The organism is Halomonas jincaotanensis (genome assembly GCF_018448785.1).
In the GTDB taxonomy this organism is placed as follows: Bacteria; Pseudomonadota; Gammaproteobacteria; order Pseudomonadales; family Halomonadaceae; genus Halomonas; species Halomonas jincaotanensis.
Genome location: NZ_JAHCLU010000001.1, coordinates 394,232 through 410,325 on the forward strand (window position 1 = coordinate 394,232; position 16,094 = coordinate 410,325).

Genomic DNA, 16,094 nt, shown 5'->3' on the forward strand with positions numbered 1-16,094 from the left:
GCGTTGGCTTTACCTTCGCTGTATCAGGACGGAATAATGCCTGTCTTCACCGACCACCACAGGTAACTCAATGCCACCAATCAAGATTAGCCTAGTCGGTCTAGGCAAGATTGCCCATGATCAACACTTACCGGCCCTTCACGCCAGCCCTGACTATCATCTGCAAGCAATTGCCGACCCGACTGCCTCGCTGACGGGTACGCCCAGCTACGCTTCCTTGGCAGAGATGCTCGATGCCGAGCCATCGCTCGATGCTGTGGCCATCTGCACGCCGACGCATCTGCGACATTCCCAAGCGCGTCTCGCCCTGGAGCATGGCAAGGCGGTGCTGCTGGAAAAACCTCCCGGAGCGACACTAAGCGAGATCGAGGATCTGCTGAGCGTGTCGGAGGCGAACGCTTGTCCTCTTTTCGCTGCCTGGCACTCACGCTATGCCCCCGGGGTAAGGGCGGCGGGGGAGTGGCTGGCATCCCGTCGGATAGAGCGTGTCGAGATCGAGTGGAAGGAGGATGTTCGCGTCTGGCATCCCGGCCAGGCCTGGATCTGGGAGCCGGGAGGGATGGGGGTGTTCGATCCTGGCATCAACGCCATGTCGATCGCCTCACGCATACTGCCCTCGCCGTTCTTTTTGCGCTCGGCACGACTGATGGTGCCCGACAACAGCCATACGCCGATCGCGGCAAAGCTAACGTTTAGTGATGCGCGTGAAACGCCGATCCAGGCCTCTTTCGATTTCCGACAGGAGGGGCCGCCAACCTGGGATATCCATGTCGATACGGATACGGGGCCTTTGTCGCTAACGGGGGGTGGCAAGCGTCTGGTGATCGGTGATCGCCTCGTCGTGGACGAGGAGGAACGCGAGTATGCTGGTGTCTACGCGCGGTTTGCCGAACTCATCGGCGAGAATGCCAGTGAGGTAGATCTGGCGCCGTTGCGCCATATTGCCGATGCTTGTCTGCTCGGGCATCGCGAGACGGTAGACCCCTTCATCGAGTGATTGGGCTTCAGTGGCTGTTTCAGGACCGACGTGGCTCAGATGAGTTCTCGCCTGCGATGATCTCTCGCAGGGTCGTCATCAATGCTCCGGCGCCGGGGGAAAGGCGCTTGTCGCGAAGACTCACGAGCCCATAAGGCTGAACACTCAGCGTTTCACTGAAGGGCAGCATATGGAATCGCTGCGGTGAGCAGAGCAGTTGTGCTACCTCCCGCGTGGTAACGGTAAGAGTGTCGGATTTGTCGACCAGCGCCAGTGAGACCATGACATCTGGCGTGTCGATGATCTGTCGTGGGGGCACGACGCCATGATGGAGGAAAAGGTTATCGACCCGCTGGCGCATCAAGGCGCCCGGCGGTTGTAGTGTCCAAGGATACGCTCTCATGGTTTCCAGCGTTAGCGCAGACTTGCCTGTCAGCGGGTGGCCAACCCGACCGACGAAGCAGAGTTCCTCTTCGCCGATTTCCTCGAACACGAAGCGCTCGATCGGAAAACCCGGCGGAATACGCGAGATCGCAAAGTCTATTTCGCCTTCCAGCAGTCGGGGAACCAGGCGTTGGCTCACCCCCACGTCTACGCTGATCTTAAGGCCGGGTCGATGGCGATGGATACGCTCGATCGCACTGGTCAGCAGGGTCACGGCCGGTGCCATCACGGTTCCCACCGCCACGCTGCCTGTATTGCCATGGTACAGAGCATTCATCTCGTGCCCCGTGTTTTGCAGGTCCGACAGCATCTTATGAGCGTGCCGCACCAGGATCTCGCCATACCAGTTCGGGGTCAGGCCTCGAGCGTGCCGATCGAATAGCACGATTTCCAGTCGCGACTCTAGATCCCCCAGCAGTTTTGAGGCAGCGGGTTGGCTGATGCCGAGGCGATCCGCAGCAAGATGCAGGTTGCGCTCTTCGTCCAATGCCTGAAAGAGCTGCAGGTGTCGCAACTTTAGTCGGGTGCGAAGGAACCAGTTGTCGGCAAGCAATTCCGTCATGGCGGTGTTTTTTCCTAAACTAATATTAAAAAATATATCACTTGGTCGATAAATTGGCATTGGTTGGTTATGGGAGGCTGAGCCTATTGTGTCAGCGGGTTCAGGTAGCCCTGACAACAGAACAACACGGTATCAACAAGCCAACAGGAGACAACCATGTCACTCACTTCCACAGCCACACGTCTGGCGCTGGTTAGCGCCGTGGCGCTTGCCTCGCTCGGTAACGCTCAAGCCCAGGATCAAGATGAGATCGAGATAGGCTTCATCGTCAAGAAGCCTGAGCAGGCTTGGTTCATCAATGAACAACGCGCCGCAACCGAGCTCGGCGAAGAGATGGGTTTCGAGGTGATCAGGCTCTCCGGTGAAGATGGTCAGCAGGTGCTGAGTGCCATCGACAACCTCAACTCCCAGGGCGCCCAGGGTTTTGTGATATGCCCACCGGATGTGCGGCTCGGCCCGACGATCATGAATCGTGCCGAGCAGTACGGGATGAAAGTGGTCACGGTGGATGATCGCTTCGTGGGCTCGGATGGAGAGCCGATGGAAGAGGTGCCGCATCTGGGGATGACTGGCTACAAGATCGGGCAGCAGGTGGGTAATGCCATCGCCGAGGAAATGGAGGAGCGTGGCTGGGATCCGTCAGAGGTTGCCGCACTGCGCATTACCAACTATGAACTCCCGACGGCCAAGGAGCGCACCGACGGTGCTACTGATGCCTTGCTTGAATGGGGCTTTCCGGAAGACAACATCCTGGATGCGCCGCAACAGAATAGCGATACCAGCAGTGCCTTTGCGGCGTCATCGCCGGTGATCTCCAAAAATGGCGACTACAAGCACTGGATCATCTATGCCCTGAACGAGGAAAGCGTGTTAGGCGGCGTGCGTGCTACCGAACAATATGGCCTTGAGGCCGAGGAGGTGATCGGCGTCGGCATCAACGGCTCCGGTGCTGCATTTGCCGAATTTTCACGTGAAAATCCCACTGGCTTCCATGGGACTGTGGCGGTGAGTTCCACCATGCATGGTAGTGAGACGGCGGAGAACCTCTATCGCTGGATCACTGAAGGTGAGAAGCCTCCGGCCAATACTGAGACCGCTGGCACCCTCATGACCCGTGACAACTGGGAGCAGGTTCGAGACGACCTCGGCCTGTAAACGCAAGTCTCTGGGTCCGCGACGCTGCGGGCCCATGAACCCAGTGGAGCACGAGCATGAGTGATCCCTATCTGCGATTCGATGGCATTACTGTCGAGTTCCCCGGCGTGCGGGCCCTTGACGACGTTAGCTTCGCGGCCCATGCCGGTGAAGTGCATGCCCTGATGGGTGAGAACGGCGCCGGCAAGTCGACCCTCCTCAAGGTGCTCAGTGGTGTGAATCGCGTTACCGAGGGCGCACTGTGGATCGGTGGTGAGCGCCATGTCTTCGCCAATGCACGCGAAGGCCTGAAACAGGGCATCGCGATCATTTATCAGGAACTGACGTTGTCGCCCAACATGACGGTGGCCGAGAATCTCCTGCTGGGTCAGTTACCGGCCCACAGGGGCTTTCTCGACAAGCGCCGCATGCAGGCAGAGGCGAGACGCATCCTGCGTGAACTCGGCGAAGACAATATTCACCCGGCGACGAAGGTGCGCGACCTCTCCATCGGCCAGCAGCAGATGATCGAGATCGGCCGGGCGCTATTGCGCGATGCCAAGGTGATCGCCTTCGACGAGCCCACCAGTAGCCTCTCGGTGCACGAGATCCGTCAGCTCAAGCGCATCATCAAGCGATTGCGCGACGAAGGGCGCGTGGTGCTGTATGTCACGCACCGCATGGAGGAGGTGTTCGAGATATGCGATGCCGTGACGGTCTTCCGTGACGGACGCCATATCCGCACGCATGACAGTCTCGAAACGCTTGACCAAGACACGCTGGTCAGTGAAATGGTCGGGCGTGACATCGAGGATGTCTACGGTTTCCGGTCGCGCCCATTGGGCGAAGCCATGATCGAGGTCGATGCCATCGAAGGACATGGCCTCCATGCCCCGGTGAGCTTCGATGTCAGGCGCGGGGAGGTCTTCGGCTTCTTTGGACTGGTGGGTGCGGGTCGCAGCGAACTGATGCGACTGATCTGCGGCGTGGAGCCTCCCAGCAGTGGCGAGGTGCGCCTCAACGGCAAGGTACGAGCCTTCAGGACCCCGGGGGAAGCGATCCGTGCCGGCATCGCCATGTGCCCGGAGGATCGCAAGTCACAGGGCATCTTTCCCGTCGCCAGCGTGAGCGACAACCTCAATATCAGCTGTCGTCGCTTTTTCAAGCGCCTGGGTCTTTTTCGCCATCCTCGGCGCGAACGTGACAACACCGAGCACTATATCCGCCAATTGAGCATCAAGACGCCGGGACCGCAGACGCGCATCGGTACCCTATCGGGAGGTAACCAACAGAAGGTGATCCTGGCGCGCTGGCTCTCCGAGGAGATCGAGGTGTTTGTCATGGATGAGCCGACACGGGGTATCGATGTCGGCGCGCGTCGTGACATTTACAACCTGCTCTATGACCTCGCGGAGCAGGGCAAGTGTGTCGTGGTGATCTCCAGTGACCTGGCAGAGGTGCGCTCAATCTGTGATCGCATCGCCGTGATGCGTGATGGTGAACTGGTCGACATCGTGCCACGCGAAGCTGCCACTCCCGAGCGATTGCTGGGTTTGGCGCTGCCCGCCTGACACCGCAATGACTGATCTGACGAGAGATGACTCATGACAACCAAAAAACTAGCCACCCAGGATGATGGGGAGATTGCCAGCAAGCCGCAAGGCCGTCAGCGTCTCGCCAAGCCGCTGCGAGCCATGCTGGACACTTCCGGTCTGATCGGTATCTTCCTGATCCTCTTCATCGCCCTGTCCATTTTCATTCCCGACTTCCTCACCAGCCGCAACATGGTGGGGCTGCTGTTATCGGTGACGCTGATCGGCACCATCGCCACTACCATGATGATGGTGCTGGCGCTGGGCGAAGTGGACCTCTCGGTAGCCTCCATCGTGGCCTTCGCCGGGGTAGTGGCGGCCGTTGTCACCTCCGCCAGCGGTAGTGTGGTGATTGGGGTGCTGGGCGGTGTGGCCGCGGGAGGTGCGGTGGGCGCCTTCAATGGTTTCGTGGTGGCGCGCTTTGGCATTAACTCCCTGATTGCCACCCTGGCCGCCATGGAGTTCGTGCGCGGCCTCGCCTACATCACCTCCGGTGGCGATGCGGTGATGATCACCGTGCCGGCTTTCTTTGATCTGGGCAGTGCTTCCTTCCTGGGGCTGACGCTGCCGGTATGGACCATGATTGTCTGTTTCGTGATCTTCGGGGTGCTCCTCAATATGACCGCTTTTGGTCGCAATGTTCTGGCGACCGGGGGTAATGCAGAGGCCTCTGCCCTGGCCGGCGTCAACGTGCGTCGCCTCAAGATCATCGTGTTTGGACTCCAGGGGGTCGTGGCCGGCATCGCTGGCGTGCTCCTGACCTCACGCATGGGCCTGGGTGATCCCAATACCTCGATGGGCCTTGAACTCGCCGTCATCTCGGCCTGCGTGCTGGGCGGTGTCGCGCTGTCAGGTGGGGTCGCATCGATTACGGGTGTCCTGGTCGGGGTGTTGATCATGGGCTGCGTCCAGAACGCCATGGGCCTGCTCAATGTGCCAACCTTTTATCAGTACTTGGTAAGAGGCGCTATCCTTCTGCTGGCCGTGATGTTTGACCGCTGGAAGCAGACCCGACGCCAGCGTGGCTGACTCGACTCACTCCATGAGCCCTATTCCCGTTAGGAGAGATGAATCATGACTGATCGCAAGCGACCGTTACGCAGTGCCGAGTGGTTCGGCAGCGCCGACAAGAACGGCTTCATGTACCGCAGCTGGATGAAGAACCAGGGCATTCCCGACCACGAATTCCAGGGCAAGCCGATCATCGGTATCTGCAATACCTGGTCGGAGCTGACGCCCTGCAATGCTCACTTTCGCAAGCTCGCCGAGCACGTCAAGCAGGGCGTGCTGGAAGCCGGCGGCTACCCGGTGGAATTCCCGGTGTTCTCCAACGGCGAGTCGAACCTAAGGCCCACGGCGATGTTCACCCGCAACCTGGCGAGCATGGACGTCGAGGAGGCGATTCGCGGCAATCCCATGGATGCGGTGGTACTGCTGGTGGGCTGTGACAAGACAACGCCGGCGCTGTTGATGGGTGCGGCGAGCTGTGACATCCCCACCATCGTGGTCACCGGCGGGCCGATGCTCAACGGCAAGCACCAAGGCAAGGACATCGGCTCGGGCACCGTCGTCTGGCAGCTTTCCGAGCAGGTCAAGGCCGGCAAGATCTCCATGCACGATTTCATGGCCGCCGAGGCGGGCATGTCGCGCTCGGCCGGCACCTGCAACACCATGGGCACGGCCTCGACCATGGCCTGCATGGCCGAGTCACTTGGGACCTCGCTGCCGCACAATGCCGCCATTCCTGCCGTGGACTCGCGTCGCTATGTGCTGGCCCATCTCTCCGGCAACCGCGTCGTCGACATGGTGAATGAAGACCTGACCCTGTCGAAGGTGTTGACGCGTGAGGCGTTCGAAAATGCCATCCGTACCAATGCCGCCATTGGTGGCTCGACCAATGCAGTGATTCACCTCAAGGCGATCGCCGGGCGCATCGGTGTGGACCTTACCCTGGAAGATTGGACCCGCGTTGGTCGTGGCACGCCGACCATCGTCGACCTACAGCCATCGGGACGTTTCCTGATGGAGGAGTTCTACTATGCCGGTGGCCTGCCCGCGGTGCTACGACGGCTGGGTGAGGCCGACCGTTTGCCACACAAGGATGCCCTGACCGTCAATGGCAAGACGTTGTGGGAAAACGTTCAGGATGCGCCTCTCTATAATGATGCGGTGATTCGTCCGCTGGATTCTCCATTGGTCCCCGATGGGGGAATGTGCGTGCTTCGTGGCAACCTGGCGCCCCAAGGGGCGGTATTGAAACCATCGGCTGCCACCCCTGAGCTAATGACGCATCGCGGCAAGGCGGTGGTCTTCGAGGATTTCGACGACTACAAGGCGCGCATCAATGATCCTGCACTGGATGTCGACGCCGACAGTATCCTGGTGATGAAGAACTGCGGCCCTCGCGGCTATCACGGCATGGCGGAGGTCGGCAATATGGGCCTGCCGTCGAAGCTGCTCGAGCAGGGCGTCACTGACATGGTGCGTATTTCCGATGCGCGGATGAGTGGCACCGCCTACGGCACCGTGGTGCTGCATGTGGCGCCGGAAGCCGCTGCCGGCGGCCCGCTGGCGGTAGTGTGCAACGGCGACTGGATCGAGCTCGATTGTGAGACGGGGCGGTTGAACCTGGAAGTCAGTGACGACGAGCTGGCGTCGCGGCTTGCGCAAAGCAATCCCACCGAGGCGTCACGGCGTATCGCCAGCGATGGCGGTTATCGTCAGCTGTACATCGAGCATGTGCTCCAGGCCGATGAGGGCTGCGACTTTGATTTTCTGGTGGGATGCCGTGGTTCAGAAGTGCCGCGTCACTCTCACTGATGCCGGGAGGCGCTGTCATGGTCGATGCCTCGATGATCGAGTGCGTCTGGTCCGGAAGGGCCAGGCTCGGCGAGGGACCGGTATGGTGCCCGGATCGTGGCGATGCGGGACAACTGCTGTTCGTGGATATCCTCGGGTCGCGACTGCATGTCCATGATCTCGCGAGTCGTAATACTCATGGTTGGAAGATGGACGAGGCCTGTTGCTGGCTGGTGCCACGCAGTGACGGCGATGGATTTATCGCCGGGTTGCGTTCTCGGCTGGTGCATTTGCGCCTGGATGACGCTGGGCCTCATCTAGTATCAGAGTGGACGACTCCCCTTGGAGAACCCGCCGGTAACCGTTTCAATGATGCCAAGGTGGATGCCCAAGGTCGCCTGTGGTTCGGCTCCATGGATGATGCTGCCAAGCACTCAAGCGGTTCTCTGTATTGCCTCGTCGAGAGGAACATCGCTTGCCAGGATACTGGCTATCGCGTAGCCAACGGCCCAGCCATTACCCCCGATGGTCGCACCCTCTATCACAGTGACACGCCTCGTGGCGTCATATACGCCTTTGATCTCTCGGCCTCGGGTAAGCTGACCGGTAAACGCGAACACATCCGCTTCTCCGCTACCCAGGGGTATCCGGATGGGATGACCTGCGATTCCGAAGGAGGTCTTTGGGTAGCGCACTGGGATGGCGGACGCCTGAGCCGTTTTCGTGTTGATGGCGTCCTGGATGAGACACTGCCGCTGCCGGCTTCGCGGGTTACCTCTTGTGCCTTCGGCGGGGTGGATCTGGATCAGCTTTTCATCACCACTGCCGCATTCGAACGCGACGGCGAGCCTTCCGCCGGTGGCCTATTTCGCGTGGTAGCGGGGTTCCGCGGATTACCACCAGAACGCTTCGCGATTTCCGGAGATTCAGCGTGAGTGACAGGCTGTCGGGTAAGCGTATCTTTATTACCGGCGCCGCGGCCGGTATCGGTTACGCTATTGCCGATGCCTGTGCTCAAGAGGGGGCGTCGCTTTGCCTGGCCGATCGAGATGGTGAAGGCGTTAGCCAGTTGGCGGAGACGCTGGCTGATAAAGGGTGCCATGTATTAGCGGTGAGCTGCGATATCACTGATCGCCCCTCGGTGGAAGCGGCCGTGTCGCGCGCTCGAGATGCGCTGGGCCCGTTGACCACCCTGATCAATAACGCCGGCATGAATGTCTTCCATGAGCCATTGTCGATGCCTGAAGAAGCCTGGCAGCGCTGCCTTTCGGTCGATCTTGAAGGTGCCTGGCACTGCAGCCGGGCCGTATTGCCCGACCTGCTCCATCATGGAGGTGGAGCCATCGTCAATATCGCTTCGACCCATGCCTTTTCGATTATCCGGGGCTGCTTCCCTTATCCGGTCGCTAAGCATGGCTTGATTGGACTGACACGCGCCTTGGGCATCGAGTACGCTGCACAAGGGGTTCGCGTCAACGCCATCGCTCCGGGCTATATCGCCACGCCCGCGGTCGAAGCGCACTGGCAAACCTTCGCCGATCCGGCCGCGGCACGTGCAAATATTGAAAGCTTGCTGCCGCCGGGGCGGATGGGATGTCCTCGGGAAGTCGCGATGACAGCGGTATTTTTGGCATCGGACGAGGCCCCCTTTATCAATGCCAGCTGCCTAACCATCGATGGTGGACGTAGTGTCCTCTATCATGATTGATAACGGACCCTCTGCGGTAAGTGGAACATCGCCCACGAGCCGGCATGATGGTCACCCTCTTTCGATGTATTTTCTGACCTTCCTTAGGCACTACTATGAGTGATCACAAGTATCCGATAAGCCCCGACCAGCTTCGCTCCCGCTGGTGGTTCGATAATCCCGAGCATCCCGGGACCACGGCGCTGTGCATCGAGCGCTATTTGAACTACGGCATGACGCTGGACGAGCTGACCAGCGGCAAGCCGATCATCGGCATCGCCCAGTCGGGGTCTGACCTGACCCCGTGCAATCGTCACCACATCGAGCTGGTCAAGCGGGTCAAGGACGGCATCCGGGCGGCAGGCGGCGTGCCGTTCGAGTTTCCCATGCATCCGATCCACGAAAACGTGCGCCGGCCCACGGCGGCGCTGGATCGCAACCTCGCCTACCTGGGGCTGGTCGAGGTGCTGCATGGCTATCCGCTGGATGGCGTGGTGCTGACCACCGGCTGCGACAAGACCACGCCGGCATGCCTGATGGCCGCCGCCACGGTCAACATTCCGGCTATCGTGCTTTCCGGGGGGCCGATGCTCAACGGCTGGCGCCAAGGCGAGCGTGTCGGCTCGGGAACCATTATCTGGGAATTACGTAAGCGCCTGGCCGCCGGCGATATCGACTATGACGAGTTCCTGGCACGCGGCGCCGACTCGGCGCCGTCGATCGGCCACTGCAACACCATGGGCACGGCCTCGTCGATGAACTCCATGGCTGAGGCGTTGGGCATGAGCCTGCCCGGCTCGGCCATGATTCCGGCGCCCTACAAGGAGCGGGCGATGGTGGCCTACCAGACCGGCGAGCGCAGCGTCGAGATGGTCTGGGACGACCTGCGGCCCAGCGACATCCTGACCCGCGAAGCCTTCGAGAATGCCATCGTGGTCTGCTCGGCGCTGGGGGGGTCGTCCAACGCGCCGGTCCACATCAATGCCATCGCAAGGCACGCCGGGATCGAGCTGAGCAACGATGACTGGCAGCGGCTAGGTCATGAGATCCCGCTATTGGCCAACGTCATGCCGGCCGGCGTCTATCTCTCCGAGGAGTTCTATCGAGCCGGTGGCGTGCCGGCGGTGATGACCGAGCTGATGGGCGCAGGTCATCTGCACGGTGAGGTCATGACCATCAACGGCCAGACGCTTGCCGATAACGTGAAAGGGCGCGAAACAAGTGACGATGACGTGATTCGCCGCTACGCCAATCCGTTGGTCGAGCACGCCGGCTTCCTCAATCTCAAGGGCAATCTCTTCGACTCGGCATTGATGAAGACCAGCGTCATCTCGCCCGACTTTCGCCGTCGTTTTCTCTCCGACCCCGACGACCCCAATGCCTTCGACGGCAAGGTGGTGGTCTTCGACGGTTCCGAGGATTACCACGCGCGGATCGACGATCCCGCGCTGGGTATCGACGAGCGCACCATCCTGGTCATGCGTGGCGCCGGACCGGTGGGCCACCCGGGCGGCGCCGAGGTGGTCAACATGCAGCCGCCGGAGGCCCTCATCAAACAGGGCGTCGAATCGCTGCCTTGCCTTGGCGATGGCCGTCAGTCCGGTACCTCGGGCTCACCCTCGATCCTCAATGCCTCACCCGAGGCGGCCACCGGTGGCGGGCTTGCGCTGCTGGAAAGCGGCGACTGGTTGCGCGTCGACCTCGGCCGCGGCGAGGTTCGCCTGAAGATCGATGACGACGAACTCAAGGCGCGGCGCGAGCGGCTCGACGCCAACGGTGGCTATCGCTATCCAGACCATCAGACGCCCTGGCAGGAGATCCAGCGCGTCCTGGTCGAGCCGTTGGACCGCGGCATGACGCTGGAGCCTGCCACCAAATATCGTGACGTTGCTCGGCGCAGTCCGCCGCGGGATAACCACTGAGGCTTCAGCGGGCCATCCAGCCGCCGTCCACTGCCAGCGCATGACCGTTGACGTAGGCGGCGGCGGGGGAGCAGAGAAAGACCACGGCTCCGGCCAGGTCGTCCGGCGTGCCCCAGCGCCCGGCGGGAATGCGTCCGAGTATCTCCGCGCTGCGGTTTTCATCGTCGCGCAGTGCCTGGGTGTTGTCCGTGGCCATGTAGCCGGGGGCAATGGCATTGACGGTGATCCCGTATGCCGCCCACTCGTTGGCGAGCGACCGTGTCAGGCCGAGTATCCCGCTCTTGCTGGCGGTATACGAGGGCACTCGAATGCCCCCCTGGAAAGAGAGTATTGATGCGATATTGACGATTCGTCCCGCTGCCTGGCGCTCGACCAGGTGGCGCCCGACCTGCTGGGCGAGGAAGAACGCCGCCTTGAGATTGACGTCGACCACCTCATCCCAGTCGGCTTCGGAGAATTCCAGCGCCGGCGCCCGGCGGATGGTGCCGGCATTGTTGACCAGAATATCCAGCTGACTGGCTTGATCGAGGGCGCGCGCGACGATATCGGCGGGTGAGTCCTTGCCGAGTGCGGCCTCGACATCGAAGAAGCGTCGACCCTGGGCTTCCACGGCGGCACGTGTCTCGGGCGCCGGGCGACGGTTCACGCCGACGATGTCGGCGCCGGCGTTTGCCAGGGCCACGGCCATGGCCTGACCGAGGCCCTTGTTGCAGCCGGTGACCATGCCCACCTGACTCTCCAACGAGAAAAGATTCACGGTTACGCTCCTTGTTACAAGGTAGGGATCATTTCGTCAGGCCCCGAATGACTTGCGGCAGTTCGCTGGCATGACGGATCGCGATGGCGCCGGCTGGCGTCACCTCTTCATCGGGAAAGTGATTGAGATGAATGACCCGCATGCCGGCTTCCAGGCCGGCTGCCACTCCCACCGCGGCATCGTCGATCACCACGCAGTGTTCGGGGGCAACGCCCATCCCCTCGGCGGCCTTCAGGAACAGCACAGGATCGGGTTTCCAGACACCCAGCGTATAGGCGCTGAACAGGTTATCGGTAAAATGATGCGCCAGCTGGGTGCTCTGCATGGCGCAGCGGATCTTGTGCTCCGGACCGTTGGAAACGATGGCCTTGGGGTGCTCGGCCAGGGCGTCGAGGGCCTCGGGGATGCCGGCGATGGCGACGAGCTCGGCGCGCATTCGTGCCTCCATCGCCTCGCGCATTTCCGCTTCCATCACCGGGAAGCGACTCTCCTCGAGGGCGCCATGGCGTCCTTCCAGCGTCTCGATGATCGACTTGAAGCGCACGCCGCGAAATTCCTCCATGTACTGGCGAGCGGTGAAGGGTAGACCAAAAACGGGCAGAAGCTCACCCATGACCGTGGCGAGCAGGATCTCGCTGTCGACCAGGGTGCCATCGGAGTCGAAGAGCAGGCAGAGCGGCTGGGTCATTTCTGGCTCCAGGCAGCGTCGTTGACCAGGCTGATCGGGCGTTCGCCCTTCAGGGCCAGACGAATATTGTCGACCGCTCGCTGCGCCATGGCCAGACGGGTTTCATGGGTTGCCGAGCCGATATGCGGCATCGCCACGACATTGGCCATGTGCGGCAGGGGCGATTCCGGCGACAGGGGTTCCTGCTCGAAAACGTCGAGACCGGCGGCGTGGATCTCACCCTTCTCGAGCGCCGCGATCAGCGACGACTCATCGACGACCTTGCCGCGCGAGATGTTGACGAAGATCGCCGTGGGCTTCATCAAGGCGAACTCCCGGGCGCCGAACAGATGCTCGGTCTCGGCGGTGAGAGGCACGCTGACGCAGACGAAGTCGGACTCGGCGAGCAGGGCGTCGAGCTCGCGTCGCTCGGCGCCGAGCGAGCTTTCCAGCGCCGGCTTGGGCGAGGCATTGGAATACAGCACATTCATGCCGAAGCCCAGCGCGCCGCGCGTGGCGATGGCCGCACCGATGCGTCCCATGCCGACCATTCCCAGTGTCTTGCCGTGCACGTCGCTGCCGAATTGCGGCTCGCCGATGCTCGCCTGCCAATCGCCCCGCTTGACGAAATCGGCGAGTTCGATCGCTCGCCGCGCCGTGGCCATGATCAACAAAAAGCCGGTATCGGCAGTGGTCTCGGTGAGCACATCCGGGGTATTGCACAGCAGGATCCCCCGGCGCGTCATCTCCTCGACCGGATAGTTGTCGTAACCCACCGAAATGCTGGCGATGGCCTCCAGCTGGGGGGCCGCGTCGAGGAGTGAGGCGGGGATTTTCAGGCTCGAGCCGATCAGCCCGTGAGCGTCCTTGAGTGCCTCGCGAAAGGCTTCGTTATCGGTCGATTCGAGATGCTCGAAGTAATCGACATGAAATTCCTGCCGCAACTGATCCAGCTGAGGTTGCTTGAGGCGGCTGAACGCGACGATGCGCTTGGTCATGATTCTGTCCTTGCCTGGGTAGTCGGTCGATCAGAAAAAGTGAAAAGGTGATATATAGTTAGCGCGATGGGCGTAGGTCATCTCAGTCGTCCGGGCCAAATCTTGGGTCCAAGGGAGATGCTGGCACCAGGCCCTGGGCGCATTCTCCGCGGCGGGGTCCCCTGCGTCACGATATCATCCACGTTAGCAGACTAACCCGCCCAATCGATGGCCCTGTCATGTTTCGTTTCTTCGAAAATCTGGTGAATCCCTACCCGCCTGGCGAACCCTCTACGCCACCACGCGGGCTATTCGCCTTCATCCTGCATTTCTCGCGGCCGGTGTTGCCGTTGCTGATCGCCATGTCGCTGATCACGGCACTGGTGTCGGCGGCCGAGGTGCTGTTCTTCCATTACATGGGCGAGCTCGTGGACTGGCTGTCAACGGCCGAGCGCGAGGGTTTCGTTGCCGAATACGGCTGGCGGCTGGCAGGCATGGGAGCAATGGTGATGATCGGCCTGCCACTCCTGACATTATTGCAATCGCTGGTGACTCACCAGAGCATCTTCGGCAACTACCCGATGATCGGGCGCTGGCTGTCGCATCGCCATATGCTTGGGCAGAGCCTGGCCTTCTATCAGGACGAGTTTGCCGGACGGGTTTCCCAGAAGGTGATGCAGACGGCCCTGGCGATCCGCGAGACCGTGATGAAGCTCATGGACCTGATGGTCTACGTGATCGTCTATTTCAGTGGCGCGATGCTGCTGATGGGTAACGCCGAACCCTGGCTGATGCTGCCGCTGATGGTCTGGCTGGTGGGGTACGGGCTCATCATGTGGGTATACGTGCCCAGGCTTCGCAAGGTGTCGATGGACCAGGCCGATGCGCGCGCGCAGATGACCGGGCGCATCGTCGATAGTTACAGCAACATCCAGACCATCAAGCTGTTTGCCGACACACAGCGCGAGCAGGCCTATGCCCGCGATGCCATGGAGACCTTCATGGCCACCGTGCACCGCCAGATGCGTCTGGCCACGAAACTGACGGTGAGCCTGACCGTGCTCAACTCGCTGCTGCTGGCCGCAGTGGCGGCCATGGCCATCGGGGCCTGGTACCTGGAGGCGGTATCGCTCGGGGCGATTGCGGTGGCGATCGCGTTGGTGATGCGCATCCGCTTCATGAGCAACTGGATTCTCTGGGAAGTGGCCGGGCTATTCGAGAATATCGGCACGGTGCAGGATGGGATCAATACCATCGCCCGGACGCCGGCGGTCCAGGATCGTCCCAATGCCGTCGAGTTGCGCGTGATGCATGGCGAGATCCGCTTCGAGGCGCTGCGCTTCCATTATGCGGGTCACGATGACAGGGCAGGTCATGATGACGAGGCTGGCCACGATGGTGAGGGAGCGCACGTCTTCGATGGCATGAGCCTGACCATCGCGCCCGGCGAGAAGGTCGGCGTGATCGGGCGCTCGGGGGCGGGCAAGTCGACGCTTGCCAACCTGCTGCTGCGCTTCTTCGATCTCCAGGGCGGGCGTATCCTGATCGACGATCAGGATATCGTCACGGTGACGCAGGTGTCGTTGCGCCAGCGAATCGGTATGGTCACGCAGGACACGTCACTGCTGCATCGCTCGGTGCGCGACAACATCCGCTACGGGAGCCCTGACGCCAGCGAGGAGGCGATCCGTGAGGCGGTACGTCGCGCTCACGCCGACACCTTCATCGAGTCGCTTGTCGATCTCGAGGGACGGCGAGGCCTGGACGCCCATGTCGGCGAGCGCGGCGTCAAGCTCTCCGGCGGCCAGCGTCAACGTATCGCCATTGCCCGCGTGCTGCTGAAGAACGCGCCGATCCTGGTGCTCGACGAGGCGACGTCGGCGCTGGACTCCGAGGTGGAGGCGGCGATACAAGAGCAGCTTTACGCGCTGATGGAGGGCAAGACGGTGATCGCCATTGCCCATCGACTCTCGACCATTGCAATGCTTGATCGCCTGGTAGTGATCGATGCGGGGCGTATCGTCGAAAGCGGCACTCATGGTGAATTGCTGGCGCGCGATGGGCTTTACGCCGCCCTCTGGCGCCGCCAATCGGGTGGCTTTCTGGGGCAGGACATCGAAAGTGAGGCGCCAGTGGGTGCCGAGCCGTGAAGGCTTAGCGACCATCCGCACGATTGCACGGACGCCCGGTGAGATATTCGAATACATTGATCAAGTACCGCTCAGGCGCAGTCCGCGGCGCCTTCCCCGAACATGTCGAACAGCAGGTCGCGCCCCAGCTCGGTGAGTACGAAACGATCGTGCTCGTTGAATACCGCGGATTCACTCTGCTCGAGGATCCGCTGGCAGATGTGCCAGTCGGAGGAGGCCGCCTCGAGTTCGTCGATCGTGTCGCGGTCGAGGCCGCGATGGCCAATTGTCACCGTTTCGAGTACGTGACCGTGTTGATACAGCAGGGCTGCCATGAGTGAAAGGCATTGGCGGAGACTGCGCTGCATACCGGTCTGAGTCGAGATAATCGTCATGCGCTGTCGCTCCTCATGCGAGAGTATGCTGCAGCGCATTATACTACGGGAGC

Annotated in this window: 14 protein-coding genes; 9 read left to right on the top strand and 5 right to left on the bottom strand. The window is 61.4% G+C overall.

What is annotated here, in order from left to right:
• Positions 1-70: 70 nt before the first annotated feature.
• Positions 71-997, top strand: a complete 927-nt coding sequence (locus tag KG088_RS01885; protein WP_213823780.1) for a Gfo/Idh/MocA family protein — start codon at positions 71-73, stop codon at positions 995-997.
• A 19-nt stretch (positions 998-1,016) separates the two neighbouring features.
• On the opposite strand, the gene KG088_RS01890 is transcribed toward KG088_RS01885, so the two are convergent.
• Positions 1,017-1,982 carry a LysR family transcriptional regulator gene (locus KG088_RS01890; RefSeq protein WP_213823781.1) on the bottom strand — a complete coding sequence of 322 codons (966 nt, stop codon included), beginning with the start codon at positions 1,980-1,982 and terminating at the stop codon, positions 1,017-1,019.
• Positions 1,983-2,138: 156 nt separating this feature from the next.
• Here KG088_RS01890 and KG088_RS01895 point away from each other — a divergent pair, with 156 nt between their 5' ends.
• The 7 genes from KG088_RS01895 (at position 2,139) to KG088_RS01925 (ending at position 11,116) form a co-directional block, all read left to right on the top strand.
• Positions 2,139-3,137 (top strand): arabinose ABC transporter substrate-binding protein, encoded by a 999-nt coding sequence (locus KG088_RS01895; RefSeq protein WP_213823782.1) that lies wholly within the window; start codon positions 2,139-2,141, stop codon positions 3,135-3,137.
• A gap of 56 nt (positions 3,138-3,193) precedes the next feature.
• On the top strand, positions 3,194-4,687 hold the full coding sequence (gene araG / locus KG088_RS01900; protein WP_213823783.1) for an L-arabinose ABC transporter ATP-binding protein AraG: 1,494 nt from the start codon (positions 3,194-3,196) through the stop codon (positions 4,685-4,687).
• A 33-nt stretch (positions 4,688-4,720) separates the two neighbouring features.
• Positions 4,721-5,737: an L-arabinose ABC transporter permease AraH gene (gene araH / locus KG088_RS01905; protein WP_213823784.1), complete on the top strand. Its 1,017-nt coding sequence runs from the start codon at positions 4,721-4,723 to the stop codon at positions 5,735-5,737.
• Positions 5,738-5,782: 45 nt separating this feature from the next.
• Positions 5,783-7,528, top strand: coding sequence for an IlvD/Edd family dehydratase (locus tag KG088_RS01910; RefSeq protein ID WP_213823785.1), 1,746 nt, complete (start codon positions 5,783-5,785; stop codon positions 7,526-7,528).
• A 17-nt stretch (positions 7,529-7,545) separates the two neighbouring features.
• Positions 7,546-8,442: an SMP-30/gluconolactonase/LRE family protein gene (locus KG088_RS01915; protein WP_213823786.1), complete on the top strand. Its 897-nt coding sequence runs from the start codon at positions 7,546-7,548 to the stop codon at positions 8,440-8,442.
• Positions 8,439-9,215, top strand: coding sequence for an SDR family oxidoreductase (locus tag KG088_RS01920; RefSeq protein WP_213823787.1), 777 nt, complete (start codon positions 8,439-8,441; stop codon positions 9,213-9,215). The genes KG088_RS01915 and KG088_RS01920 overlap by 4 nt, the downstream gene beginning before the upstream one ends.
• Positions 9,216-9,310: 95 nt before the next feature.
• Complete coding sequence (locus tag KG088_RS01925; protein ID WP_213823788.1) at positions 9,311-11,116, top strand: IlvD/Edd family dehydratase; 1,806 nt, start codon at positions 9,311-9,313, stop codon at positions 11,114-11,116.
• A 4-nt stretch (positions 11,117-11,120) separates the two neighbouring features.
• On the opposite strand, the gene kduD is transcribed toward KG088_RS01925, so the two are convergent.
• Genes kduD through KG088_RS01940 form a run of 3 tightly spaced genes read right to left on the bottom strand, consistent with a single transcriptional unit; the run spans position 11,121 to position 13,538 of the window.
• On the bottom strand, positions 11,121-11,873 hold the full coding sequence (gene kduD / locus KG088_RS01930) for a 2-dehydro-3-deoxy-D-gluconate 5-dehydrogenase KduD (RefSeq protein WP_213823789.1): 753 nt from the start codon (positions 11,871-11,873) through the stop codon (positions 11,121-11,123).
• Between the two features lie 28 nt (positions 11,874-11,901).
• Positions 11,902-12,561: an HAD family hydrolase gene (locus KG088_RS01935; RefSeq protein WP_213823790.1), complete on the bottom strand. Its 660-nt coding sequence runs from the start codon at positions 12,559-12,561 to the stop codon at positions 11,902-11,904.
• Positions 12,558-13,538, bottom strand: a complete 981-nt coding sequence (locus KG088_RS01940; protein WP_213823791.1) for a 2-hydroxyacid dehydrogenase — start codon at positions 13,536-13,538, stop codon at positions 12,558-12,560. The genes KG088_RS01935 and KG088_RS01940 overlap by 4 nt, the downstream gene beginning before the upstream one ends.
• 218 nt (positions 13,539-13,756) lie before the next feature.
• On the opposite strand from KG088_RS01940, the gene KG088_RS01945 reads away from it, so the two are divergent.
• The gene (locus KG088_RS01945; protein ID WP_213823792.1) at positions 13,757-15,667 is read left to right on the top strand and encodes an ABC transporter ATP-binding protein; all 1,911 of its coding nucleotides are present in this window, start codon (positions 13,757-13,759) and stop codon (positions 15,665-15,667) included.
• Positions 15,668-15,738: 71 nt separating this feature from the next.
• Here the strand turns inward: KG088_RS01945 and KG088_RS01950 are convergent, their stop codons facing one another.
• Positions 15,739-16,041 carry a hypothetical protein gene (locus tag KG088_RS01950; RefSeq protein ID WP_213823793.1) on the bottom strand — a complete coding sequence of 101 codons (303 nt, stop codon included), beginning with the start codon at positions 16,039-16,041 and terminating at the stop codon, positions 15,739-15,741.
• Positions 16,042-16,094: the final 53 nt, after the last annotated feature.

Coding starts and splice junctions, on each gene's coding strand:
- KG088_RS01885 (WP_213823780.1), top strand. CDS start 71: ATGCCACCAATCAAGATTAGCCTAGTCGGTCTAGGCAAGATTGCCCAT.
- KG088_RS01890 (WP_213823781.1), bottom strand. CDS start 1,982: ATGACGGAATTGCTTGCCGACAACTGGTTCCTTCGCACCCGACTAAAG.
- KG088_RS01895 (WP_213823782.1), top strand. CDS start 2,139: ATGTCACTCACTTCCACAGCCACACGTCTGGCGCTGGTTAGCGCCGTG.
- araG (WP_213823783.1), top strand. CDS start 3,194: ATGAGTGATCCCTATCTGCGATTCGATGGCATTACTGTCGAGTTCCCC.
- araH (WP_213823784.1), top strand. CDS start 4,721: ATGACAACCAAAAAACTAGCCACCCAGGATGATGGGGAGATTGCCAGC.
- KG088_RS01910 (WP_213823785.1), top strand. CDS start 5,783: ATGACTGATCGCAAGCGACCGTTACGCAGTGCCGAGTGGTTCGGCAGC.
- KG088_RS01915 (WP_213823786.1), top strand. CDS start 7,546: ATGGTCGATGCCTCGATGATCGAGTGCGTCTGGTCCGGAAGGGCCAGG.
- KG088_RS01925 (WP_213823788.1), top strand. CDS start 9,311: ATGAGTGATCACAAGTATCCGATAAGCCCCGACCAGCTTCGCTCCCGC.
- KG088_RS01935 (WP_213823790.1), bottom strand. CDS start 12,561: ATGACCCAGCCGCTCTGCCTGCTCTTCGACTCCGATGGCACCCTGGTC.
- KG088_RS01940 (WP_213823791.1), bottom strand. CDS start 13,538: ATGACCAAGCGCATCGTCGCGTTCAGCCGCCTCAAGCAACCTCAGCTG.
- KG088_RS01945 (WP_213823792.1), top strand. CDS start 13,757: ATGTTTCGTTTCTTCGAAAATCTGGTGAATCCCTACCCGCCTGGCGAA.
- KG088_RS01950 (WP_213823793.1), bottom strand. CDS start 16,041: ATGACGATTATCTCGACTCAGACCGGTATGCAGCGCAGTCTCCGCCAA.